The sequence below is a fragment of the Burkholderia paludis genome (genome assembly GCF_000732615.1).
GTDB lineage: Bacteria > Pseudomonadota > Gammaproteobacteria > Burkholderiales > Burkholderiaceae > Burkholderia > Burkholderia paludis.
Window position 1 is genome coordinate 55737 of sequence record NZ_JPGL01000038.1, and the last position, 24883, is coordinate 80619.

Annotated in this window: 20 protein-coding genes; 9 read left to right on the forward strand and 11 right to left on the reverse strand. The window is 66.8% G+C overall.

Annotation, left to right across the window (positions count from 1 at the left end):
• Nucleotides 1–57 precede the first annotated feature (57 nt).
• Nucleotides 58–1035: a quinone oxidoreductase family protein gene (locus GQ56_RS0123420; protein ID WP_031400956.1), complete on the forward strand. Its 978-nt coding sequence runs from the start codon at nt 58–60 to the stop codon at nt 1033–1035.
• Between the two features lie 24 nt (nt 1036–1059).
• Complete coding sequence (locus GQ56_RS41695) at nt 1060–1212, forward strand: DUF1427 family protein (RefSeq protein WP_075122995.1); 153 nt, start codon at nt 1060–1062, stop codon at nt 1210–1212.
• A 21-nt stretch (nt 1213–1233) separates the two neighbouring features.
• Here GQ56_RS41695 and GQ56_RS0123430 read toward each other — a convergent pair whose 3' ends face one another.
• Together GQ56_RS0123430 and GQ56_RS0123435 are read right to left on the reverse strand one after the other, a co-directional pair.
• Nucleotides 1234–2262, reverse strand: coding sequence for a transporter (locus tag GQ56_RS0123430; RefSeq protein ID WP_031400957.1), 1029 nt, complete (start codon nt 2260–2262; stop codon nt 1234–1236).
• A 205-nt stretch (nt 2263–2467) separates the two neighbouring features.
• Nucleotides 2468–3397 carry a hypothetical protein gene (locus GQ56_RS0123435; protein ID WP_031400958.1) on the reverse strand — a complete coding sequence of 310 codons (930 nt, stop codon included), beginning with the start codon at nt 3395–3397 and terminating at the stop codon, nt 2468–2470.
• A gap of 121 nt (nt 3398–3518) precedes the next feature.
• Between GQ56_RS0123435 and GQ56_RS0123440 the strand changes: the two genes are divergently transcribed.
• From GQ56_RS0123440 to GQ56_RS0123455, 4 genes are all read left to right on the forward strand, one after another.
• A complete protein-coding gene (locus GQ56_RS0123440; RefSeq protein WP_031400959.1) occupies nt 3519–4364 on the forward strand; it encodes a M15 family metallopeptidase in 846 nt (281 codons plus the stop codon).
• Nucleotides 4365–4665: 301 nt separating this feature from the next.
• Entirely contained in the window at nt 4666–8610 is a 3945-nt protein-coding gene (gene tssM, locus GQ56_RS0123445; protein WP_031400960.1) for a type VI secretion system membrane subunit TssM, read from the forward strand.
• Nucleotides 8607–9596, forward strand: a complete 990-nt coding sequence (gene tagF, locus GQ56_RS0123450; RefSeq protein WP_031400961.1) for a type VI secretion system-associated protein TagF — start codon at nt 8607–8609, stop codon at nt 9594–9596. The genes tssM and tagF overlap by 4 nt, the downstream gene beginning before the upstream one ends.
• 4 nt (nt 9597–9600) lie before the next feature.
• Nucleotides 9601–10530: an OmpA family protein gene (locus tag GQ56_RS0123455; RefSeq protein ID WP_031400962.1), complete on the forward strand. Its 930-nt coding sequence runs from the start codon at nt 9601–9603 to the stop codon at nt 10528–10530.
• An 84-nt stretch (nt 10531–10614) separates the two neighbouring features.
• On the opposite strand, the gene tssA is transcribed toward GQ56_RS0123455, so the two are convergent.
• From tssA to GQ56_RS0123500, 9 genes are all read right to left on the reverse strand, one after another.
• Nucleotides 10615–11736, reverse strand: coding sequence for a type VI secretion system protein TssA (gene tssA / locus GQ56_RS0123460; RefSeq protein WP_031400963.1), 1122 nt, complete (start codon nt 11734–11736; stop codon nt 10615–10617).
• A 42-nt stretch (nt 11737–11778) separates the two neighbouring features.
• Entirely contained in the window at nt 11779–14448 is a 2670-nt protein-coding gene (tssH, locus tag GQ56_RS0123465) for a type VI secretion system ATPase TssH (RefSeq protein WP_031400964.1), read from the reverse strand.
• 44 nt (nt 14449–14492) lie between these two features.
• Nucleotides 14493–15593, reverse strand: coding sequence for a type VI secretion system baseplate subunit TssG (gene tssG, locus GQ56_RS0123470; RefSeq protein ID WP_031400965.1), 1101 nt, complete (start codon nt 15591–15593; stop codon nt 14493–14495).
• The gene (tssF, locus tag GQ56_RS0123475) at nt 15557–17392 is read right to left on the reverse strand and encodes a type VI secretion system baseplate subunit TssF (RefSeq protein WP_031400966.1); all 1836 of its coding nucleotides are present in this window, start codon (nt 17390–17392) and stop codon (nt 15557–15559) included. Before tssF ends, tssG begins: the two co-directional genes overlap by 37 nt.
• 77 nt (nt 17393–17469) lie before the next feature.
• Nucleotides 17470–17955 carry a type VI secretion system baseplate subunit TssE gene (gene tssE, locus GQ56_RS0123480; RefSeq protein ID WP_031400967.1) on the reverse strand — a complete coding sequence of 162 codons (486 nt, stop codon included), beginning with the start codon at nt 17953–17955 and terminating at the stop codon, nt 17470–17472.
• A gap of 372 nt (nt 17956–18327) precedes the next feature.
• Nucleotides 18328–18831, reverse strand: a complete 504-nt coding sequence (locus tag GQ56_RS0123485; RefSeq protein ID WP_006477093.1) for an Hcp family type VI secretion system effector — start codon at nt 18829–18831, stop codon at nt 18328–18330.
• 70 nt (nt 18832–18901) lie between these two features.
• A complete protein-coding gene (gene tssC / locus GQ56_RS0123490) occupies nt 18902–20392 on the reverse strand; it encodes a type VI secretion system contractile sheath large subunit (protein WP_006477094.1) in 1491 nt (496 codons plus the stop codon).
• Between the two features lie 15 nt (nt 20393–20407).
• Nucleotides 20408–20923, reverse strand: a complete 516-nt coding sequence (gene tssB, locus GQ56_RS0123495; RefSeq protein WP_006484395.1) for a type VI secretion system contractile sheath small subunit — start codon at nt 20921–20923, stop codon at nt 20408–20410.
• A 44-nt stretch (nt 20924–20967) separates the two neighbouring features.
• Complete coding sequence (locus GQ56_RS0123500) at nt 20968–21594, reverse strand: tetratricopeptide repeat protein (RefSeq protein WP_031400968.1); 627 nt, start codon at nt 21592–21594, stop codon at nt 20968–20970.
• 373 nt (nt 21595–21967) lie between these two features.
• Here GQ56_RS0123500 and tssJ point away from each other — a divergent pair, with 373 nt between their 5' ends.
• From tssJ to icmH, 3 genes are all read left to right on the forward strand, one after another.
• Nucleotides 21968–22579 (forward strand): type VI secretion system lipoprotein TssJ, encoded by a 612-nt coding sequence (gene tssJ, locus GQ56_RS0123505; protein WP_031400969.1) that lies wholly within the window; start codon nt 21968–21970, stop codon nt 22577–22579.
• 102 nt (nt 22580–22681) lie between these two features.
• Nucleotides 22682–24028: a type VI secretion system baseplate subunit TssK gene (gene tssK / locus GQ56_RS0123510; protein WP_031400970.1), complete on the forward strand. Its 1347-nt coding sequence runs from the start codon at nt 22682–22684 to the stop codon at nt 24026–24028.
• Entirely contained in the window at nt 24025–24807 is a 783-nt protein-coding gene (icmH, locus tag GQ56_RS0123515) for a type IVB secretion system protein IcmH/DotU (RefSeq protein WP_031400971.1), read from the forward strand. Before tssK ends, icmH begins: the two co-directional genes overlap by 4 nt.
• The last annotated feature ends 76 nt before the right edge of the window (nt 24808–24883 follow it).

The following is a 24883-nucleotide window of genomic DNA, read 5'->3' on the forward strand; positions in this document are numbered from 1 at the left end:
CCGCTGCACGCGCCGGCCCGCCGGGCCGCACGGCAGCCAACCGCCCCGGAGATCATCATGCGCAGCATCCGCTTCGACGCCCCCGCAGCCGATATCGAATCACTCGACGCGCGCGTCAGGGAAATCGCCACACCCGTGCCGGCCGACGGCCAGATGCTGATCGAGGTGCGCGCGGCCGGCGTGAACCCGAGCGACGTCAAGGCCGCGCTCGGCCGCATGCCGCATGCGATGTGGCCGCGTACGCCCGGGCGCGACTGGGCCGGCATCGTGCGCAGCGGCCCGGACGGCTGGATCGGTGCGCCGGTGTGGGGTTCGGGTGGCGATCTCGGCGTCGGGCGCAACGGCTCGCACGCGGAGTGGCTCGTACTCGCCGCGGACCAGGTCCGCCGCAAGCCCGCCGTGCTGACGCTCGACGAAGCGGCAGGCGTCGGCGTGCCGTTCGTCACCGCGTACGAGGGCTTGCGCCGCGCCGGCATGCCGACGGCCGGCGAAGTCGTGCTCGTGTTCGGCGCGAACGGCAAGGTCGGCCAGGCCGCGATCCAGCTCGCGACCGCGCACGGCGCGACCGTGATCGGCGTCGAGCGCAGCCCCGGCGGCTATCGCGGCCATGCGTCGGGCGACGTGCACATGATCGACGCATCGAGCCAGTCGGTGGCCGACGCGGTGCGCGCGGCGACCGGCGGCCGCGGCGCGGACGTCGTCTACAACACGGTCGGCAGCCCCTACTTCGAAGCCGCGAACGCGTCGATGGCGATCGGGGCGCGGCAGATCTTCATCTCGACGATCGACCGCAGCGTGCCGTTCGACATCTTCTCGTTCTATCGCGGCCAGCACACCTACGTCGGGGTCGATTCGCTGCAGCTCGACGGCGCCGCGGTCGCGCAGATCCTCGACACGCTCGCGCCCGGCTTCGGCAACGGCACGCTGCGTCCATTCCCGATCGGCGACGATTACGTGTACCCGCTCGACCGCGCGCACGACGCGTATCGCGCGGTGCTGGCCGGGGCGCGCGAGCGCGTCATCCTCAAGCCCTGAAATCCGACCGCCCGGGAGACCATCATGATGGACTACGTGACCTCGCTCGCCGTCGGCCTCGGCGTCGGCGTACTGTACGCACTGCTGCACGTGCGCTCGCCGGCGCCGCCGCTCATCGCGCTGGTGGGCCTGCTCGGGATGGTGATCGGCGAGCGCGCGATCGTGCTGCTGCGCTGACGGGTCGCCGCGGCGCGGGCGCTAACGGTCGCCGCGGCGGCGAAACGCCCACCATGCGGCGAGCGCGGTGAAACCCGCGACGAGCATTACCATCAGCCAGAAGCCGTGCTTGTTCTCCGAGAACGGCACGCCGCCGACGTTCATCCCGAAGAAGCCGGCGACGATGTTGATCGGCAGCGCGATCACGGTCACGAGCGTCAGCGTGAACAGCGTGCGGTTGTTCTGCTCGTCGAGGCGCGAACCGATCTCTTCCTGCAGCAGCTTGATCCGTTCGTTGAGCCCCGCCAGATCGGCCAGCACCAGCGAGAACTCCTCGGTCGATTCACGCAGCTCCTGCACGTCTTCCATATGCAGCCACGCAGGCGGCTTCGCGAGCAGCCGGAAGATCGACCCGGGCTCGGGCGCCAGCATGCGCTGCAGGCGCGTGAGCGTACGGCGCATCGCGCCGAGCTCGATACGGCTCGACGTGAGCCGCTGCGACAGGAAGCGATCCTCGATACGGTCGACGTCGACGCTCGTGCGCCGCATGATCTGGATCAGCAGGTCGGCCTGGTCGCGCAGCAGATGCACGAGCAGTTCCGCGGGCGACCTGAACGACTCGCCGTCGCGGACGCACGCGCGCAGCGTGTCGACCGAGCGCAGCGGCTTGAGCCGCGCCGTGACCATGATGCGCCGCTCGACGTGGACGAACAGCGTCGCGATTTCCGACGGCGTCAGTTCGAGGTTGAACATCACGTCGTTGACGATCGCGCGCAACGCGCCGTCTTCCTGCTCGATGCGCGTGGAGCGCGACCCTTCGTGAAGGAACGCGAAGAAACTGTCGGGCAGCCCGAGATGGGTGCGCATCCAGCGCTCGCTCGCGCCGTGCGCGAGATTGAAGTGCAGCCAGACGAAATCGCCCGACGCGGCCGCATCGGGTGCGCGGCACGTCCGCAGCCACGCGGCGGCCGAGTCCGCGTCGAGCGCCGCGCCGGCGCCGCCCGGAACGAAGCTGAATCCGCACACCATGCCGGACGTATCGGCGCCGTAAGTCTGTACGATCAGATCCATCGTGTCGAAAGTCGTGCGTCGCGCGCCGCGCCGCACATGGCGGGTCGCGAGCCCGCGCGGGGAAAGGAAAGGAGACGTATGCCCGATGGGCGTGACGCGCCGGTGACAGCGTCACGCGGCATCATACCGGCTGCCGCCCCGCGCCCAAAGCAGCGCGCCGCCCGATGGGCGGCGCGGCAGGGCACGGCGGCGTGTGCGCGACGCGTTACTGGCGCGTCTCCGACTGCGCGGCGCTCGGGCACGCGGGGTCCTTGCCCCAGTGGCCGTCGCAGACGCGCCAGCGGCACAACTGATCCTGGAAGAATCCGCGCTCCGAGCACTCCTTCACGCGCGACGCCAGCGAACCGGTCGTCGCCGCCGTCTTGGTCGGCACGGCCGGCGACTTCTGCGCGGCGAGTTTCTTGTCGGCCGGCTTCGTGCGCGCAACCAGCGCCGCGAGCAGATCCGCATCCGGATCGTCCTTCCCGGCCGCCTTCCCGCTCGCCGTGCGCGTCGACGTCGCGTCGCGATGCTTCTTCGCCTGCGCGAGTTCGGCCTCCTGTTCCTTGCGATGCTTGCGCGCCTCCGCCTTCGACTCGGCCTTCGTGTCGGCCTTGCCATGCGCCGCGACCCTCGCCCCCTTCGCGGCGGCAACGCCGGCCGCGGCCGTGGCTGCGGTGTCGTCGGCGCCGTTGGCGAGCGCGCGCGACAGACGGCTGTTGTCCGCCGTGGACGCGGTCGATGCGGACGCAACGGTTCGGGAAGCCGCGTCGTCGTTGACGATCGTGGCCGGTTGCGCGGCGGACGCGGCATTCTGCGCGACCTGCGCGGCGGCTTCGCTGGACGGTGCGGCCTTGGCCGGCGCGGTTGCGGCAGACGCCGTCGCGGCGGGCGCGGCCGCTGCCATGACGGCGGCCGGCTCGTCCGAATGCTTCTGCATGCGCCATGCGCCCCAGCCGCCGACGGCCACCACCAGTGCGACGACGGCCGCGATCGGCGCCTTCAGCGAACGGCGCGGCGGTTCGGCGGACGACGTGACACGGCCTTCCAGATTCGCGAGAATGCGCGACTGCTGAGCCTCTCCGTTGCCTGCCGGTTTCGTGTCGGACAGCAGGCTCGGCGGAGTTTTCGAATTTGAATTTCCCGGCGCACTCATTCAGCGTCTCATTGAATCCTGGTTTAATTCACCGCGATAATATAGCCCGGCCTCTCGGAGCAGCCTGATTCTAAGAGCAAGCATTGCAAAACACAATCAATTCCAAATTCCGGGGATTTCGTTGATTGCCGTCGCACTCGTCGCCTATTTCGCCCTTGCCGTAGCGGTTGCGGCACTGTTGCTTTTACCGGGTATCCGCGCAACGGTTTTCGAATCCGTCGCCCGGTTTCACGGCCGTCTTACGCGCCGCGCGAACGATCGCGCCGTGCGCACGCGAAGTCAGATTGTTAAATCGGCAAGCGTTACGCGCAGCGCTTTAAACGACGTGCAAAATTTACTGATTCGGCGGCGCTTGATGATTATGGTGTCGGCAGGTATTCTTGCGACGCCGCCATTGGTTGCCATTGCGTTACGCGGCCGGCAATTGTTCCAGTACGACGACACGGCGCGCGTGCCCGACGAGAAGATCGCCGCGCTGCTGCAGGGCGAACAACTCGTGCCGCCCCCGCCGCTGCCGCCGGAAGTCTTCGCCACCAAGGAAGTCGAACAGCTGCGTCCGGCGCTGAAGGACGCGAGCCGCGACTGGAACCTGCTGGATCCGGATTTCCGTACGCGTTTGCTGCTGGTCTACAAGATCATGCACGAACAATATGGTTATGAAATGGCGTTGCTGGAAGGTTACCGGAGCCCGGAACGGCAGAACCGGCTGGCGCAGATGGGCGGCAACGTGACCAATGCGGCAGCCTTCCAGAGTTATCACCAATTCGGGCTGGCGGCCGATAACGCATTCCTGCGCGACGGCAAGCTGGTCATTTCCGAGAAAGATCCATGGGCGATGCGCGGCTACCAGTTGTACGGCCAGGTCGCCGAGCAGGTCGGCCTGACCTGGGGGGGCCGCTGGAAAATGATGGATCTCGGGCACGTGGAATACCATAAACCCGGTTTTAAACTGGGACGCGGCAGCTAGCCAGGGCTGCCGGACAGGAAATAATGAGGGCGGCATGGGGCTTTTTAATATCCCGGCAGGAAACGATATGGGCGACGCAAAAAATCGGGCATTCCGGTGCGCGATTTTTTGCGGGCGCCGCTTCCGTTTTAAATCTCACAGCGTCCTTTCGTTAATGCGCGCGCCTTCTCCGATGCCGCGGGCGCATTGATGCCAGCCCCCTTCATCCCGTTTGACAGCATGGCGACACACCGCGGCGCCACCCTTGCCGCTCGGCGCGCCTGCGTCGCCTCACCGAATCGCACCGGAACCTGAACGTCCTATGCAACGCATCCTCAACGTGCTGACTCATCCGCGTACGCTCTCGATCGTCGGGATCGTCGCGTTAGCGGCCATTCTCTTCATCGTCGCCGACATGCTGCAGCTGCCGTTCCTGTGGGCGGCGATCGCGTTCGCGGCGATCCTCGCCCTGTGGCTCGTCGTCGCGCTGTGGCGCCGCTGGCGCGTGAAGCGCGCGAACCGGCAGCTCGGCCAGGTGCTGGAGGAACAGGCGGAAACCGGCAAGATCGCCGCGCCCGCCGCCGCCGCGCTCGCCCCCGATGCGAAGACGGCCGACCTCGACGTGCTGCGCACGCGCCTGTCGGACGCGGTGAAGACGATCAAGACGTCGAAGATCGGCCAGGTCGCGGGCGGCTCCGCGCTGTACGAACTGCCGTGGTACATCGTGATCGGCAACCCGGCCGCGGGCAAGAGCAGCGCCGTGCTCAACTCCGGCCTGCAGTTCCCGTTCGCGGACAAGAACAGTGCCGTGATCCACGGCATCGGCGGGACGCGTAACTGCGACTGGTTCTTCACGACCGAAGGGATCCTGCTCGACACGGCCGGCCGCTACTCGGTGCACGAGGAAGACCGCAGCGAGTGGCTCGGCTTCCTCGGCCTGCTCAAGCGCTACCGCCCGAAGGCGCCGATCAACGGCATCATCGTCACCGCGAGCATCGCCGAACTCACCGGCAACCGCCCCGAATTCGCGATCAACCTCGCGAAAAACCTCCGCCAGCGCGTTCAGGAACTGACGGAAAAGCTCGAGGTGTTCGCGCCGGTCTACGTGATGTTCACGAAGGCCGACCTGATCACCGGCTTCACCGAATTCTTCAGCAGCAGCGACAAGCACGAGTACGACCGCGTGTGGGGCGCGACGCTGCCCTACGAGCCTGACGACAAGCGCGACGTGGTCGCGCAGTTCGACACGCACTTCGAGGAGCTCTACGAAGGGCTGAAGGAGATCAGCGTCGCGCAGCTGTCGCTGTCGCGCGGCAACCAGCTGTCGCCGGGGCAGTTGAGCTTCCCGCTCGAATTCTCGACGATCAAGCCGTCGCTGCGCGCGTTCCTCGCGACGCTGTTCGAGAACAACCCGTTCCAGTACAAGCCGATCTTCCGCGGCTTCTACTTCACCAGCGCGCTGCAGGAAGGCGAAACCAACAGCACGGCCGCGCAGCGCATCGCGAGCCGCTTCGGCCTCGACGCGAACGCGCTGCCGAAGCCGCACAGCGCGTTCTCGAAGAACGGCTTCTTCCTGCGCGACCTGTTCTCGAAGGTGATCTTCGCCGACCGCCAGACGGTGCGCCAGTTCGCGAGCCCGACCAAGACGCGGCTGCGCTACGCGACCTTCTTCGGCTTCGTCGCGGCGCTCGCGCTCGCGCTGGGCGGCTGGACCTGGTCGACGATCGGCAACCAGCAGCTCGTCGCGAACGTGCAGGCCGACCTCGACAACGTCACGCGCCTGCAGCAGGGCCGCAACGACCTGCAGTCGCGCCTGCAGGCGATGGACATTCTCGAGGACCGGATCGAGCAGCTCGAACAGTTCCGCCGCGACAAGCCGCTGTCGGTGTCGCTCGGCCTGTACCAGGGCGACCGTCTCGAGCAGCACCTGCTGACCGAGTACTACAACGGCGTGCGCCAGATCCTGCTGGCCCCCGTGTCGCAGAACCTCGCGTCGTTCATGAAGGACGTGAACGCGCACCCCGAACAGCTCGTGCCGATGACGCGCCCGCCCGAATCGGGCGCCGTGCAGGGCGGCCCGATACCGGTCTCGACGAATGCGGCAGGCGTCGCGCAGCAGGCCGGCGCCGCCCAGGCCGCATCCGGCGCCGTGCCGGCTGCCGCCGCGCAGCAGCCGGCCGCACCGCAGGGCGGCCTCTACAGCGATGCGTCGCCGACCAACGTGCAGGACGCGTACAACGCGCTCAAGACCTACCTGATGCTGTCCGACAAGCGCCACGTCGAGCAGGCGCACCTGACCGACCAGCTCGCCCGTTTCTGGCGCGGCTGGCTCGAGACGAATCGCGGCAACATGCCGCGTGACGAGATGATCAAGAGCGCGGAGCGCATGATCTCGTTCTACCTGTCCCGCGTGAACGACGACGACTGGCCGATGATCGACGCGAACCTCGCGCTCGTCGACCAGACCCGCGAGAACCTGCGCCGCGTCGTGCGCGGCATGCCGGCCCGCCAGCGCGTCTACGAGGAAATCAAGGCCCGCGCATCGACCCGCTTCGCGCCGATGACCATCGCGCGCATCGTCGGCGACGGCAACCAGTCGCTCGTGGCCGGCAGCTACGCGATTCCGGGCACGTTCACCCGCGAAGCGTGGTTCGACTACGTGCAGCCGGCGATCCGCGACGCGGCGACCAAGGAGCTGCAGGCGAAGGACTGGGTGCTGAATACGTCGACGCAAGACGACCTGACGCTCGAGGGCAGCCCCGAGCAGATCCAGAAGACGCTCGTCGGCATGTACAAGACCGAGTACGCGCAGCACTGGCAGAAGTTCATGCAGGGCATCGCGGTACAGGGCTTCAGCAGCTTCGGCCAGGCCGTCGACGGGATGAACCGCCTCGGCGACCCGCAGGATTCGCCGATCCGCAAGATCCTCGAGACCGCCTACGACCAGACGTCGTGGGACAACCCGTCGCTCGCGAACGTGACGATCAAGAAGGCGCAGACGGGCGTCGTGAACTGGGTCAAGCAGCTGTTCTCGCGCTCGCAGGCCGGCCAGATGGCGGCCGCGAACATCGACATCAACGGCAATCCCGCCGAGGTGCCGATGGGTCCGATCGGCCAGGAGTTCGTCGGGCTCGCGCGGATCGTCGCGACGCATGACGGCACGTCGATGCTCAAGAGCTACATGGATTCGCTGTCGAAGGTCCGCACGCGCTTCAACGTGATCAAGAACCAGGGCGACCCGGGCCCCGGCGCGCGCCAGCTGATGCAGCAGACGCTCGACGGCAACGGCTCGGAACTCGCCGATTCGCTGAAGCTCGTCGACGAGCAGATGCTGACGGGCCTCACCGATTCGCAACGCAAGTCGCTGCGTCCGCTGCTCGTGCGGCCGCTGATGCAGGCGTTCGCGGTCGTGATCCAGCCGGCCAGCGCCGAAGTCAACAAGGTGTGGAACGCGCAGGTCTACCAGCCGTTCCAGAACTCGCTCGCGACGAAGTACCCGTTCGCGGCGAACGCGAAGGTCGAGGCCGGCGCCGGCGAGATCGCGCAGGTGTTCGGCCCGGACGGCTCCATCGCGAAGTTCGTCGGCACGACGCTCGGGCCGCTCGCGGTGCGCCGCGGCGACACGCTCGCCGCCCGCACGTGGGGCGACATGGGCATCGGGCTCACGCCGGACTTCACGAACGGCTTCGCACGCTGGGTCGCGCCGCTCGCGGGCGGCGCCGCAGGCAGCGCGGCGGCGGCGTCCGAGCCGCAGACCGTGTTCCAGATCCTGCCGCAGCCGAGCACGGGCACGACGGAGTACACGATCGCGATCGACGGCCAGCAACTGCGCTACCGCAACACGCCGCCGCAGTGGACCAACTTCGTGTGGCCGAACCCGCAAGGCTCGCCGGGCGCGACGCTGGCCGCGACGACCTTCGACGGCCGCACGGTGCAGCTCGTCAACGAGCCGGGCCGCTACGGTCTCGAGAAACTGATCAACTCGGCGCAACGCAAGCGCCGTCCGGACGGCACCTTCGACCTGACGTGGACGCAGGGCAGCGTGAACGTGTCGGTGACGATGCGCATCATCAGCACATCGCAGCCGACCGGCGGCGGCGGCGACCAGCCGCAGCAGCAGAGCCTGCGCGGCCTCACGCTGCCGTCGTCGGTCGCCGACGCGAGCGCGGGCGCCGCACTGAACGCGACCCAGTCCGGCACGGGCACGCCGGGCGCAGCGCCGGCCGTCGCGGCGGCCAACGCAACGAACGCACAGGGGGCGCAATGACGCAAACGGTACAGGCGCAGATCGCCTACTTCGGCAAGATTCCGTCGCGCGGCGACTTCGTGAAGAGCGCGCACAATCCGCAATTGCTGCAGACACTCGACCGCTGGATCGCGCAGGCGCTCGAGCTGCTCGCAGAAGATCCGCGCTGGAAGATCGTCTACGAGGAAGCGAAGCCGATGCATTTCGCATTCCTCGGCTCGCGCAGCAAGCTCGCGATCGCGGGCCACATGGTCGCGAGCCACGACGTGTCGATGCGCCGCTTCCCGTTCCTCGGCGCGACGGCGCTCGAGGTCGACCGGCCGCTCGCGTTCCTCGCGCGCAGCCCGCTCGCGTTCGCGCGGCTGTGGTCGCGCGTCGCCTCGCAGATCCCGCCGCTGCTCGGCAAGGACGAACCGCCCGGCGCGCTGCAGGCGCTCGGCGACACGCAGGTGCCGATCGACGTCAGCGGCCCCGGCACGTCGCATGACGGCACCTTCAACGACTTCGTCGAACACCAGTCGCTGTACGGCCTGCAGGAGATGCTGCTCGAAAGCGGCCATCCGGTGCGGCTGCGCGGCGCGATGCTCGCGCTCGGTTCGCTGCTGCGGCCGGTGATGCAGAGCGGCTCGTCGCACATCGAGCGCGGCCTCACGCTGCCGCTGCCGGTCGATCCGTTCTACCGCAGCCTCGTCGCCGCGTTCTGGCTCGAACTGATCGCGCCGTTCGTCGCGCAGGCCGATTTCGAGCTCGCGATCTTCATCGGCTCGATCGCCGAGCGCGAACGGCTCATCATCGGCTTCAACGGCGCGTCGGCAAAGACGCTGCTGAGCGTGGTCGACCCGCAAACCTACGCCGCCCACAACATCGACATCGACGATCCCGAGTGGATCGACGCCCATGCGCAAAACGATCACCGGATCAGCAAGCTCGTCAGCTACCTCGATCAACCTCAACTCTCGCTGCGGGTCGCCATCGACGCGTTCCGCGAAGCGTTCATCGGAGGCTGACGGGATGCATCGCATGAATCACCTCCTCGCCGCCCTCCTCGTCTCGGGCCTGTTCATCGGCAGCGGCGCGGCCCTCGCTCAGAACACCGGCGCGACCGTCACGCCGGTCGGCAACGGCACGGTTGCGACGACCGCGCTGCCCGCGAACCCCGGCGTCGCACCGGGGACGGCCTCCGGCGCCGTCGTGCACGGCACGGCCGGCACCGCGAGCACCCTCACGCCGCCGCCCGCGACGACGACGCCCGGCCAGGTGGTCGTCGGCGGCAAGGTGCCCGACGAGGCGACCAAGGCCGCCGTGCTGCAGAAGCTGCGCGATACCTACGGTGCGACGAACGTCGTCGACCAGATCGAGGTCGGCGATGTTGCAACGCCGCCGAACTGGAGCGCGAACGTGCAGAAGCTCCTCGGCACCCAGCTCAAGCAGATCAGCAAGGGGCAACTGAAGATCACCGGCACGCAGATCGAGATGAAGGGCGAGGTGCACAACGAGGCGCAGCGCCAGCAGCTCGCGAGCGACATGGCGAATACGCTGAACCCGACGTATACGATCAGGAACGGGTTGCGCGTGTCGGCATCCGAACAGGGCGTGCTCGACCAGACGCTCGCGAACCGCACGATCGAGTTCGAGACCGGCAGCGCGACGCTCACGCCGCAGGGCAAGCTGATCCTCGACCAGATGGCGGCCGCGCTCGCGAAGATGCAGAACCGCACGGTCGACATCATCGGCCACACCGACAACTCGGGGAACCGCACTTCCAACATCGCACTGAGCCAGGCGCGTGCGGATGCGGTGAAGGGTTATCTGATCACGAAGAGCATTCCGCCGCAGCAGATGACGACGACGGGCGTCGGGCCGGATCAGCCGATCGCGCCGAACGACAGCGCGGATGGGCGGGCGCGGAATCGCCGGATCGAGTTCCGGGTGGGGCAGTAACGGACGACCCGGCTGCTCCACGCGGAGCAGCCACGACGGCCACGGGCAACGGGCGGCGGCAGCAATGCGCCGCCCGTCTTGCGTTTACGACTGCTCGTCGGGCCGCACGCCCAGCAGCTCGCGAATATGCGACAACGAGCCGTCGTCCTTCACGACGCTCTCGAGCCACTTGTGCAGCGGCATGTCGGCCCATTCGGCGGCCTTGTCGGCGAGGTAAGCGACCGGGCTGTGCGGCTCGGTCTGGCGGAAGTAGCGCGCGACCGCGCGCAACTGATCGACGGCCTGCGCACGGTTCTGGATGCCGGCGATCATCTGCGTCACCGGGGCGCGCGGAACGGATTGTGGCTGCACGTGGGTCTCCTCGGTCTGGATCGGATTGCCGAACACCGGCTCGATGCGCTCGGGTTGCGCCTGCGGTGCCGACTGCGTGTGCGGCGCGCTGCCCGTATAACCCTGCTCGCGCGCAAAGCGCTCGGCGAGCCGGTACACGGTCTCGAACGCATCACGCGCCTGCCGGAAGCTCGGCGCCGAATCGCCCGCGCGCTCGACGAGCCGCTCCTCGAACGCATCGAGCGCGAATTCGAACGCCTTCAGGTTCGCAAGCAACGCCGTATAGAACGCGATCGACGTCACGCGCCGCGACGAATCGATCTGCTCGATCGACGGCTTGCCGCGCGCGATCTCGTCCGCATGTTCGGGGTCGCGCTTGATGGCCTGCGCGACGTGCTGCGCCACCTCCCAGTCGAGCGTGCTGAATGCATTCGACGCGCCGTCCGTCATCGGCACCGCGCGCAGCAGCTCGGCCGTGCGACCGGACAGCCACGCGACGTTGCCGAGCCGGTGCTCGATGTCGTCGTCTTCCGGCAGCGGGTGCACGGTCTCCCAGAATTCGCGGCACAGGCCCTCGAGCAGCGCATAGCCGTCGGTGAGGCCCGTGATGCCGTCCTCGAGCGCGAGCGCCTCGGTCAGCCACACGGCGAGCCGCAGGTCCTTCGTGCGCGTGCGCAGCAGTTCGCCCGCATGGTCGACGACAAAGCCCCAGTCGGCCTCCTTGATCTCGGTCACCCATTCGCCCTGGTCGAGCGTCGGATCGTCGTAGCGCCGCGCGTCCTGGATCGCGTCGAATTCGTTCGAAAACAGCAGGTCGTCGCCGCTGGGCGACGCATCGCTGATCGGCGTCAGCAGCTCGGGGAGATTGATCGGCATGGTTCGGTCAGTTCATCAATGCGGGGTGATACGCGGCCGCGCTCATTCGACGGTGTACGTGAATTCGCCGGCCTCGTCCGCGCGCACCGCGATGCGCGCGATGGCCGCGCCGTCGGCGATCCGGCCGAGCACGTGGCCCGCGATCTCCGGCAGCAGCGTGCCGTTCAGGATATGGTCGACGTTGCGGGCGCCCGAGTCGACCTCGGTGCAGCGCGCCAGCACCGCATCGACGAGCGACTCGTCCCATTCGAACGCGGCCTTGTGGTTCGCCTCGATCCGGCGGCGGATCCGCTCGAGCTTCAGCTCGATGATCTCGGCCAGCACGTCGTCGGAAATCGGATAGTACGGCACGACCTTCATCCGCCCGAGGAACGCGGGCTTGAAGGTCTTGTACAGCTGCGGCCGCAGCGTCTCGGCAAGCGCGTCCGGGTCGGGCAGTTCCTCGGCCGGCTTGTTCAGGCACGCCTGCATCACCGCGGCGGAACCGACGTTCGACGTCAGGATGATCAGCGTGTTGCGGAAGTCGATCTCGCGCCCTTCGGCATCGTCCATCGCGCCCTTGTCGAACACCTGGAAGAACATCTCCAGCACGTCGGGGTGCGCCTTCTCGACCTCGTCGAGCAGCACGACCGAATACGGGTTGCGACGCACGGCCTCGGTCAGCACGCCGCCTTCGCCATAACCGACGTAGCCCGGCGGCGAACCCTTCAGGCCCGACACGCTGTGCGCTTCCTGGTACTCGCTCATGTTGATCGTGACCATCTTGCGCTCGCCGCCGTACAGGATGTCGGCCAGCGCCAGCGCCGTCTCGGTCTTGCCGACGCCCGACGGCCCGACGAACATGAACACGCCGCGCGGCTTGTTCGGATCCTCGAGGTTCGCGGTCGCGGTGCGCACGCGCTGCGCGATCGCGTCGAGCGCGTGGTCCTGGCCGATCACGCGCGCGGCGAGCAGCGGCTGCAGGTTCAGCACGGTGTCGATCTCGTCCTTCACCATCCGGCCGAGCGGAATGCCCGTCCACGCGGCGACGATCTCGGCGACGACGTGGCCGTCCACCTGCAGCGGCACCATCGGCTCGCCGCCCTGCAGCGCGTGCAACGCGCCCACGCGTTCGGCAAGCTTGTCGCGGGTTGCCTGCACGTCGACCGGCTGGCCGTCTTCCGACGGGCCGCGCGCCTTGTCGAGCGCTTCGCGCAGCTCGGTGATCTCGGCGACGATCGCACGCTCCGCTTCGTAGCGCGCGTCATCCTTCGCAAGCTGTTCGAGCGCCGCGTCGCGCGTGCCGCGCAGTTCGCCGAGCCGCTCGTCGTGCGCCGCGCCGCCGGCCGCCTCGCGCTCCAGCGACGCGATTTCCGCGTCGATCCGCTCGATGCGCTTCTTCGTATCGTCGATCGCCGCCGGCGTCGCGCTGTGCGCGAGCGCGACCTTCGCGCACGCGGTATCGAGCACGCTGATCGCCTTGTCGGGCAGCTGGCGGCCGCTGATGTAGCGGTGCGACAAACGCACGGCCTCGGTGATCGCGTCGTCGAGGATCCGCACGTTGAAGTGCTTCTCCATCAGGCCGGACATGCCGCGCAGCATCGCGGCCGCGAGCGGCTCGCCCGGCTCCTCGACCTTCACGACCTGGAAGCGCCGCGCGAGCGCCGCATCCTTCTCGAAGTACTTCTTGTATTCGCTCCACGTCGTCGCGGCGATCGTGCGCAGTTCGCCGCGCGCGAGCGCCGGCTTCAGCAGGTTCGCCGCATCGTTCTGGCCGGCCTGGCCGCCCGCGCCGATGATCGTGTGCGCCTCGTCGATGAACAGGATGATCGGGTGCGCGCTCTTCTTCACCTCGTCGATCACGCTCTTCAGGCGATTCTCGAATTCGCCCTTCACGCTCGCGCCGGCCTGCAGCAGCCCCATGTCGAGCACGTGCAGCGCGACGCCGCGCAACGGCGGCGGCACGTCGTCGGCCGCGATGCGCAGCGCGAGCCCCTCGACGACCGCCGTTTTGCCGACCCCGGCCTCGCCGGTCATGATCGGGTTGTTCTGGCGGCGGCGCATCAGGATGTCGATCGCCTGGCGGATCTCGGCTTCGCGGCCGATCACCGGGTCGATCTTGCCGTCGCGCGCACGCTGCGTGAGGTTGGTCGTGTACGTGTCGAGCGCGGGCGTCTTCGACGGGCCGGCCGCGGGGACCGCGCCGTCGGCCGCCGACGCCGCGTCGCCGTCATCCGCGTCGCCCCGGCGCGGCTCGGCCTCGCTCGAGCCGGCCATGATCTCGTCGAACTTGTGCTTCAGGTCCGTCACGTTCACTTCCGCGAATTGCGACGACATCCGTTGCGCGAACTGCGCCAGATCCGGCGCCGTCAGCAGCGCCAGCAACAGGTGCCCGGAACGGATGCGGCCGAGCTGCGAATCGAGCGACGCGATCAGCCAGGCCTGCTCGAACAGCGCGATCAGGTGCACGGAAAACACCGGCGTGCGCGTGTTGCCGGTCTTCAGGCGCGTCAGCTCGCGCTCCAGATCGGCGCGCAGCGCATGCGGATCGACGCGGCTCGCGCGCAGCGCGAGCGGCAGGTCGCCCGCCGGCTCCTCGAGCAACGCGAGGAACAGGTGCTCCAGATCGACCTCGTAGTGGCCGCGCGCCAGGCACGCGCTCGCCGCACGCTCGGTCGCGTGCCGGCTCAGCGGGTTCAGTTTCGTGATCAGGGTCTTCAGAGGCGTGCTCATGGCGTCGATCTCAGGTTCGATTGCGTGTTTGTTGTCGTTGGGAATCAGTGAATCACGTGCAGTTCGTAGCGGGCGTCGGCGCGATCCTCGACCGCGTCGCGCGTGCACAGGAACGCGTCCCAGCCGAGCCGCGACCCCGCGCCGAGCACGCTCGCGCCGACCTCGGTGCGCTTCAGCACCAGCTTCACCTCGTATTCGAGCGTGAGGCCCGCGAGCAGCGTCAGCATCCGCTCCAGCGCGACGGCCTTGGTGCCGCCGGGCAGGAACGCCTCGTAGTCGCGCTTGGACAGCGGGCCGACGACGATTCGCGCGCGCATGTCGCGCTGCCAGACGCGCTCGCCGACGAGCGCCGTCGCGCCAAGCACCGCGTTGACCTCGCCGAGCACGCTCAGCTGGTCGGGCGGCACGTCGTACCACTTGCCGACGAACTGGTCGATCTTCACCGGCACGCGGAAATAGTCCGACAGCGTGCGCTGCAGGTACGCGGCCGACATCGGCCGGTGCCGCGCGGCCAGCGCATAGCCGGCCACGGCTTCGTCGAGCACGCCGCCCACCCCGGCCGCGAGGCTGTCGCGCACCTCGTCGCTCGGCACGCCCGCGATCGCGAGCAGCAGCGGCAGATAACGTTCGTCGCGGTCGAGTTCGTAATGGAACGGCAGCCGGTATTTCTTCCACGCAGCGTAGAACAGCGCGGTCGCGCGGTTCGAGAACACGTCGAAGAACGCGCGGGCCGCGTGGTCGCGCTTCAGGTGCTCGCGTGCGACGATCTGCTCGGTGTAATGCAGCGGCAGCGCCCCCTGCCCGCCGAGCAGCCCGAAGAACGCGGGCGTCAGCTCGACGTGGCCGAGCTCGCCGGCCGCGAGCGCGGCGCCGCGCTGCTCGGCCGTCTTGAGCGGCGCGCCGTCGTCGTCGAACGAGCGCGCCCCCTCGATCTCGCTCGGTGGAAAACCGAGCGACAGCGTGTTGCGGAATTCGATGCGCTGCGCGACCACGTCGCCCTGCCGCCATGCGCCGGGCGCGTCCGACGCCTGCCGCGCGAACAGCCCTTCGAGCACGCGCACGGCCTGGAAGAACTCGAAGCGGTGCGGTTCGTCGAGCAGCGCGTCGACTACGCCAGGATCGATTCGCCGGTCCGGGGCTTGCATCGGATGATCTCCTCGCCGGTGCGCTTCGACACGACGACTAGTTGAATGAAACTGTTGAGGTGGACGTAGAGCCCGAAGAAGCTGTCGAGCACGCGCACGAACGACGCAAGGCTCGCGCCGACGAAATGCTCCTCGTCGATCGTCAGCCGGATCTCGATGCCGCGCACGAAGGTCGCGAACGGCTTGCCGGGCAGCCACTGCACGGCGCCGCGCTGCTCGACGCCGACGAGGCCGTCGATCTGGCGCATCGACACGGCAGTGCGCCGCAGGTCGTACAGCGTCAGCATTTCCTTGAGCGGCGCGAGGCCGTGCGCCACCAGCGACACGTGATTGAGCGCGAGGTGCGACACGAGCCGCCAGTGCGCGGCGCGGCCGCGCTCGAACCGCACGCTCTGCGTCGGACGACGCAGCAGCGAGATGCCGCTCGTCTGCGCGCCGCCTTCCTGGAACAGGTCGCCGCCCTCGAGGCCGAATGCGAGCATCGCCGGCAGGTCGCGGTTCGTGCAGGTGAGGTCGAGGCTCAGCGTGTCGGTCTGCGGCGACGTCGGCTCGAAGTCGATGTCGACGATCGAGATCTCGGTTTCGTAGCCGGGGCTCTTCTGCGCGACCCAGTCGTTGCGGCGCGCGAACCAGTAATGGCCGATCCGCGCCGATTCGCCGTGATGCAGCGAATAGAACGGCCGGAATTCGATCACCGACTCCTCGTGCGCCTGCTGCCTGACGAGCTTCACCGAGTCGATCGCGTACACCTCGTACGCGAACGCCCGTCGTGCCTCGGCGATCACCGGATACGACACCGCGCGGTGCGTGATGCGGATCGGTTCGCCGTGCTGGCGGAACAGGTTGACGATCGGCGTGCAGAACAGCCGGAAATGGCTCGCCGCAAGCAGTTCGAGCAGCCGTGCGACATGCGAGTCGCTGCGCACGTCCTGCAGCACGAGATGCAGCGTCACGCGCTGGCAGCGGCCCGACGCACGCGCGATCGCCGCGAGGTCGAAATCGACGAAATCGAACTTGTCGGGGAACGCGAAGTACTCGGTGAGCAGGCGATACGCGGGATGCGATTTCGCCGGGTAGTCGATCAGCGCATCGTCCTCGTCGAACCCGGCGTGCGCGATCGGCAGCTTGCGCAGCGCGGTCCAGCGGCCGTTGCGCTCGGGCTCGACGTACGCGCCGAGCACGTTGACGAACAGGCAGTCGGTCAGCGCGGCGACGAACGACTGCTCGCCGTGCAGGTGCGCGCGCAGCGTCGACAGCTTCAGCGCGCCGAGATCGAGCTGCGCGGCGAGCGATTCGAACGTGATCGAGATCACGCCCGTCGCGTTGGACGGCAGCACCGTCGCGCTCGGCGCGAGCGCGACCGGCGTGTAGCGCGCTTCCGAGATGCGGATCGGCGCGAGCGTGACGTCATAGGCGGTGCGGAACCGGCACTGCACGCCGCGGATCGGGCGACTCTTCAGCTCGGTGCCGCGCTGGATCACGACGGGCTCGGTCTGCTGGCCGGGCGACGCCGGCGTGAACTGCGCGATCGAGCACGACGGAAACGGCCGCAGGTAGTGCGGATACAGCACTTCCAGCAGCGCTTCGGTGAATTCGGGGTAGTCGTCGTCGAGCTTCTTGTTGATGCGCGCGCCGAGCAGCGCGAACGACTCGATCATCCGCTCGACGTGCGGATCCTCGCAATGCTCGCCGGACAGCGCGAGCCGTGCGGCGATCTTCGGATAGCGTTCGGCGAAATCCCGCGAATAGCGCCGCAAAAACGATAATTCGCGCTCGTAATACGGCAGCAATTCTTCCATCGACGACCCCGAACCTCAATGTTTCCTGCCGGACCCTGATCCACCACCGGGCGGTCCGGCCCGCTCGGCAGCATGATTCATTGCATTCTTGCGGCGCGTGCGCGCGTGACCGAATACTGCAGCGTGGACGGCTGCAGCATCGCGTCGAAACTCACCGGCTCCTCCGCCGGGTGCACGACGAGCAGCGCCTGGATCGCGAAGTAAAGCGCGTTGGTGGCCTGCTCGTTCAGCTCGAACGTCACCTGCACCTGCTGCAGGCGCGGCTCGTGGCGCGCGATGGCCTGCTGGATCGACTTGCAGATGAACGCGCGGTCGTAGTGACTCGCGAGGCTCAGCCCCGCAAAATCGTTCAGCCCGTAGGTCAGCACCGACTTCTGGCATTCCGGCAGCGCTTCCAGCTCGGTCTCGGTGTGTGCGATACGGGTGTTGAGGATCGCCTCGACGTCGCGGGCGACCGTGTTCTTGAGCTCGTCCAGCGACAACTGCCGCATCGCGGCCGAGGCCGGCAGGTGCGGTTCGTCGTCGAACAGCTTGTCGAGAAAACTCGGTTCGAATCGTTTCATAAGGGCCTGCTTCCGCTAATAACGGGCTTGCGAACGTGTATTGCCGGTCGTAGTGCAAGGAGTGACGAGCGCCGTTTGGCCTTGCCAAACGCCCCGAAGGAAGTCCCCTTGGGGGACAAGCGACGAACGACGCCGCAATACGGCCGGCACCGCACGTTCCCCTGTTCGGAAAAAGTCATTCGTGGGGCCGGCCCCCAGAAGGGCCGATCGCCGCGTCACACTCCTCGCGAATACGTCGGGCATTCGCTTCGTCGCAATCCTTGCGCTCGGCCCTTCCGGGGGCCAGCGCAAGCCCGTTATTAGCGGAAACAGGCCCTGATTCACAGCGAAAACGGCAACGGGACGCTGCGCGTCCCGTTGCCGCAACCGACCTTAGACCGCGTAGGTCTTGTCGTTCTTCGTCAGGCTCCAGGCGCCTTGCGTGTTGCCGCCCTGGTTGCCGCCGATCTTCTGCTGGGTTTGCTTCCACTGCACGGCTGCGTACTTCAGCGAGAACGTCTCGAGCGGCAGACCTTCTTCGCGAACGCTCGGAGCGATGCTCGAGATGATCACGTACTTGAGCTTGACTTCCAGATACTGCACGCGCTTGCCTTCACCGTCCGCGCGCGAGAAATGAACCGTCACCTCGTCGAACGTGGTGCCGCCCGAAGCGTGCTGGTACAGCAGCGGGCTCGACGAATCGATTTCCTTCGTGAAAATCATGTCGCCGTGCTCGCAACGCGTCATCGTGTGACCGCCAGCGGTCGATGCGGTTGCCGAACGCGGCTGAACGATCGAGTGATCCCACGATTTCAGTTCGATCCAGCCCTGGTGGTCCTTGTCCGCGGACTCGCCCTTCACCGCGGGACTACCAAACTGCAAGTGCATATGTAACATGGCCCTTCGACTCCCCAAAGAGGTGGTTTTAACGTCCTACCCAGGCGGCCCGCCCGGGCGATTTACTCGCTTATGAATTTGCCGGTTTGGGCAGATCAGCGACAAGTCGCAGAGAAATCGAGAGCTCGTCGAGCTGAAAGTGCGGGCGCAGGAATGCGACCGAACGATACGAGCCCGGCTTGCCCGGAATCTCCGACACTTGTATGGATGCCTCGCGCAGCGGAAATTGCGCTTTCTGTTCCTGCGAGGCGTTATCGTCGAGCAGGACGTACTGCGAAATCCACCGGTTGAGGAAAGTCTCCACGTTCTGCGCCGATGCGAAGCTGCCGATCTTGTCCCGCATCATCGCCTTCAGGTAGTGCGCGACGCGCGATACCGAGAAGATGTACTGAAGCTGGGCGGACAGGACGGCGTTCGCATTCGCGCTGTCGGTGCTGTATTTCTTGGGTTTCTGCACCGACTGCGCAGCGAAGAACGCGGCGTAATCTGAGTTCTTGCAATGGACGAGCGGGATGAAGCCGAGATCGCTCAGCTCCTTCTCGCGGCGATCGGTGATCGCGATTTCGGTCGGGCACTTCAGCGCGACTTCGCCGTCGTCCGTCTTGAACGTATGGGTCGGCAGGTCCTCGACGAGGCCGCCGCCTTCGACGCCGCGAATCGCCGCGCACCAGCCGAAATCGTCGAACGCGGCCGTCAGGCGCGCCGCGAACGCCCACGCGGCGTTGCACCACAGGTACTTGTCGTGGTCGGTGCCGTCGACGTCCTCGACGAAGTTGAAGTTCTCGGCGGTCTGGCCGTCCTTCGGATTGAACGGCAGGCGGCCGAGGAAGCGCGGCAGCGTCAGGCCGACGTAGCGCGAATCTTCGGCGTCGCGGAACGACTTCCACTTCGCATATTCGACCGTATCGAACACCTTGCCGAGATCGCGCGGCTTGCCGAGGTCGGAGAACGACTCGAGGCCGAGCAGCTCGGGCGACGCCGACGCGATGAACGGCGCGTGCGCGGCCGCCGCGACGTGCGACATCTGCTCGATGAAGTACATGTCTTCGGGCTGGCGCGAGATCTCGTAATCGCCGATCAGCGCACCGAACGGCGAGCCGCCGAACGTGCCGAATTCCTCTTCGTAGACCTTCTTGAACAACGCGCTCTGGTCGAACTCGCTCGCGCCCTTGAAATCGCGCACGAGGTCGCGCTTCGGGGCGTGCAGTGCCTTGATCTTGATCGTCTGGCCCGTGTTGCTTTCCTTGACCAGATAGTCCATCCCGCGCCACGTGCTTTCGAGGCGCTGGAATTCCGGCGCATGCATCACCGCGGAAAGCTGCGTGGAAATCAGGCGATCGAGTTCCGCGACGCGCGCGTCGATCGTGGCCGACAGGTTGTCCGACACGATCACCGTGCCGTCGAGCACCTGGTGCACGAGTTCGCCGATCAGATCCTTCGCACGCGCATGTTCGGAATCGGATTTCGCGACCTTGCTCTTCTCGACGATGTCGTCGAGCAGCGAAGTCCCGGCGGCGTATTCCGCACCGCTTGCCTGGGCCGCAGCCGTTTGCTGGTTCATCTCAACACTCCGTCGTCATTCGCCGTCTTTGTCGCCGCCCGTGCCCTTCGCGAGCTCCTGCAGCTGCTGCGTATTCTTCAGCACCTCGGACAGCAGATCCTCGAGCTTGTCGTTGCCGGCGAGCTTGTTGCGCAGGTCGGCAAGCTTCGAGCGCGCCTCGAGCAGGCGGCGCAGCGGCTCGACCTGTTCGACGACTTCGTCCGGGCTGAAGTCCGACAGCGAACGGAACTTCAGGTCGACCGCGAACTTGCCGCCTTCCGGGCTCAGGCGGTTTTCCACCTGGAACGCGGCACGCGGCTCGATCGCCTTCATCACGTCGTCGAAATTGTCGCGATCGATGTTGACGAACTTGCGGTCGCGCAGCTTCGGCTGCTCGATCTCGGACTGGCCCGCCAGATCGCCGACGACCCCGACGACGAACGGCAGTTCCTTCACCTCGATCGCGTCGCCCTTCTCGACCTCGTAGGTCAGCTGGACGCGCGGCGGCCGTATTTTCTGCAAGCTTTTCTGAATGCTTTCTTTCTTGGCCATCTCGACGGCTCCCAGGTTAGTTGTGGTTATCGCGTCAGTTGCGGTCAGTTGCGCAGTGCGCCGAACGGATCCGCGCTGCCCTTTTGCGCCGCGGCGGGCGGCGTCGGCGCGGTGGCGGCCGCCTCGGCGGTCGCTGCCGGCGCGGCCTTCGGACGGTGAACGACCCGGCGCGGCGGACGCGGCTTCACGGGCTTCGGCTCCTGCGGGAACAACGCCGACTCGCCCAGCGTGTCGCGCAGCTGCTTCGCGAGCGCCTGCGCGTCGGACTTCGCGTCACCCGCGAGCGACGAATCCTGGCGCAGCTCGCCGAGCGACTGCGTCGCGATACGCAGGCCGGCCACGGCCAGCACGCTCTTCGCCTGACGGTCGGTCGCATCGCGCTGCAGCGCTTCCTGCGCGGCGACGATGGCCTGGCCGTAGTGGTTCTGCGCGAACTGGATCTGCGCAATGCGCGACCACGGCTCCTCACGCGTCGGATCCGACTTCGCGAGTTGCTGATACAGGCCGAGGGCCTTGTCCTGGTCACCGGCCTTCGCAACTGCGTCCGCATCGGCCAGCGACTTGTTGAACACATCGGCAGTCGGCGGCGCGGGGGGCTGGCTCGCACAGCCGGCGATCACGCCGCAAGCCACTACTACCCCGGACAGTTTTGCGAAGAGACGGTCTTTCATCGTTATTTCCACCAGCGCGTGAGTTTTAAATCGTAGAGAATCTGGTTCTTTTGCTTTGCAAGAAGCGCGCGGGTATAGTACCGATCAATTTTTCATAATTCAATCGTCGCGTGAAGAGTAATTCCTTTTAAAACCGGGCGCTACCCCCTTGAATGGCCGCTCGCAGCGGGCTCGCAGCGATTTTTCTTTCGGCCGGAATGGGCAAGTTTTACTGACTTCGCGACACGCCGCCCGGGCGGCGGAAAAAATTTCCGGACGCTCGCGATGACGCGGGCAAGCTTAATAGTTGAACGGTGCAATGCCGGGGATACACCGCAAACGCGCAAATACCCGGCAGTTTTGACAGGGATAAAGGCGGCACGCCGGAAACACGATGAGATCGTTCATGATTCGCTACGCGCTGCCGCTACTTGCCTGCGCCCTTCTGGCCGGGTGTGCGGCCGCGCCGCTGCTCGGTTCCGCCGCGAGCGCCGTGATGTCCGCGGCCGGTGTCGGCAAGCCCGAGGTGCCCGATGCGCAAAAGCCGCCGCGCAACATCGGCATCACGCTCGCCGCGGCGCCGAACCTGAATGCCGCAACCGACAACAAACCGCTCGCACTTGTCGTCCGGCTCTATACGCTGAAGGACGCGACCTCGTTCCAGCAGGCACCGTTCGACGCCTTTACCGATCCGACCAAGGAAAAGGCCGCACTGGGTACCGACTTGCTGAACGTGCGTGAAATCACGCTGATTCCTGGCCAGCGCTATACGGCCACCGAAAAGGTTTCGCGCGAAGCGCAGGCGTTCGGCATCGTCGCGCTGTTCCGCGATCCCGCACTACAACGATGGAAACTGACGTTCGATCCGGTGAAATCGGAGAAATCCGGCATAATCATCGGCCTGCACAATTGCGCGATGACGGTCACCGACGGCACCGTCATCGCCCCGCAACAGGGTGCGCCGTCACAACCGCTGAATATGCTGTCTTCGGTCTCCTGCGGTTAAACATGGCGCACGAATGTCAATTAACAAGAGTTAACAATTGGCGATCTAATTCGGGCACGAACGAATCGATTCCATCGCAACCCGACATTAACCGGATTTGACATGAGTTATTCGGCCAAGGTGCTGTGGGGGGAAGGGCTGTTCCTCCGGCCCCAACACTTTCAGCGACAGGACGCGTACCACGAGGCGCGCCTGTTCGAATCGATCCAGGCGATCCAGCCGTACAACTGGGGCGTGCGCTCGGTGCGCATCGACCGCGACGCGCTCGGCAGCAACGTGCTGCGGATCGCCGAACTCGCGCTCGTGTTCCCGGACGGTGCGCTGTATGCCGCGCCGCAGGCCGACGACCTGCCGCCGCCGATCGCGCTGGACACGCTGCCCGAGGGCATCAACGATTTCGTGTTCTATCTCGCGCTGCACCCGCTGCGCGAGAACGGCACCAACTACAGCGACGACCCCGCCGCCGGCTTCATGACGCGTTTCGTCAGCGACCAGACGAGCGTCGCCGACAATTTCACCGACGCGGCCGAGGCCGACATCACGTTCCTCAAGACGCAGGTCAAGCTGATCGCGCACAGCGAACCGCGCGACCAGCTCCTGTCGGTGCCGCTCGTGCGGGTGCGCCGCACCGCGACGTCCGGTTTCGAGATCGACGACAGCTTCGTGCCGCCGTGCCTCGCGATCGACGCCTCGCCGATCCTGCACCAGCGGCTGCGCCAGCTGGTCGACGCACTGCAGGCGAAGGTGAACGCGCTGTACGGCTTCCATCGCGAGCCGTCGAAGAACATCATCGAGTTCCGCTCGGGCGACATCGCGTCGTTCTGGCTGCTGCATACCGCGAACGCGGCGTTCGCGACACTCGCGCACCTGCACCAGCACGCGGCGCTGCATCCCGAGCGGCTGTTCCAGGAACTGCTGCGGCTCGCGGGCCAGCTGATGACGTTCTCGAAGGGCTATACGCTCGCCGACCTGCCCGTCTATCGCCACGACGATCCGGGCCCGAGCTTCGCGCGTCTCGACCTGATGCTGCGCGAACTGCTCGACACCGTGATCTCGACGCGCTACTTCGCGATCACGCTCGACGAGGTGCGTCCGTCGTTCCATCTTGGCCGTCTCGATTCGGGCAAGATCGACGACAAGACCGAGTTCTACCTGGCGGTATCCGCCGACATGCCGAGCGTCGAGCTCGTCGACGCGGTGCCGGCCCGCTTCAAGGTCGGCGCGCCCGACGACGTCGACAAGCTCGTGCTGTCGGCGATGCCGGGCGTACGGCTGTCGTACACGCCGCAGGTGCCGCCCGCGATCCCGGTGCGGCCCGGCGCCTGCTACTTCGCGCTCGATTCGCGCAGCGCGCTGTACGAGCGCATGCTGCAGGCCCAGTCCGCGATGATCTACGCGCCGACTGGCATCAATGACCTGAAGTTCGAACTGATCGCGGTCACATCATGAGCTACGCGCCCTCCCTGTTCGGCGACAATGCGCCGCCTACCCTGCATAGCCCGGCGTCGACGGACTCCGCGTTCCAGGCCCGTTCGCTGCTCGACCTGCTGTACGACGGGTTCTTCATGCTGTTCCTGCTCAAGAACGGGCGGGAGCCGGAAAGCGCGAGCGAGTTCGGCACGCGAATCCAGGAGTTCCTGTCCGACTTCGAGCGCGGCGCGAAGAAGCTGAATATCGCGGCCGAAGACGTGTACGGCGCGAAGTTCGCATTCTGCGCGGCCATCGACGAGATGGTGCTGTCGTCGCAGTTCAAGATCCGCGCCGACTGGGAGCGCCGGCCGCTGCAGCTCGTGCTGTTCGGCGAGCAACTCGCGGGCGAGAAATTCTTCCAGTATCTCGAGGATTGCCGTGCGCAGGGTGCGGTGCGGCTGCAGTCGCTCGAGGTGTTTCATATGTGCCTGCTGCTCGGGTTCCAGGGGAAGTACCTGCTCGAGGGGCCGGAGAAGCTCGCGTATCTGACGGCGCGACTGGGCGACGAGATCGCGCACATGAAGGGCAAGCGCGCACCGTTTGCGCCGCATTGGCCGCTGCCGGATCAGATCGCGCACCGGTTGAAGCGCGAGGTGCCGGTGTGGGCGATCGGGGCGGTGTTCGCGCTGGTGGCGCTGCTCGGGTACATCGGGCTCAACACGTATCTGAAGGACAAGACGCTGCAGGCGCTCGCGCCTTATTCGCAGGTGATCAAGGTCGGGCCGGAGTCGGCGAATCTGACGATTTCGCTGCCTTGACGGGCGGCGGTTTCTCGAACCTCGCTTCACGATGAAAAGGACCGCCCCGGCGGTCCTTTTTGGTTGCGGCGTACGG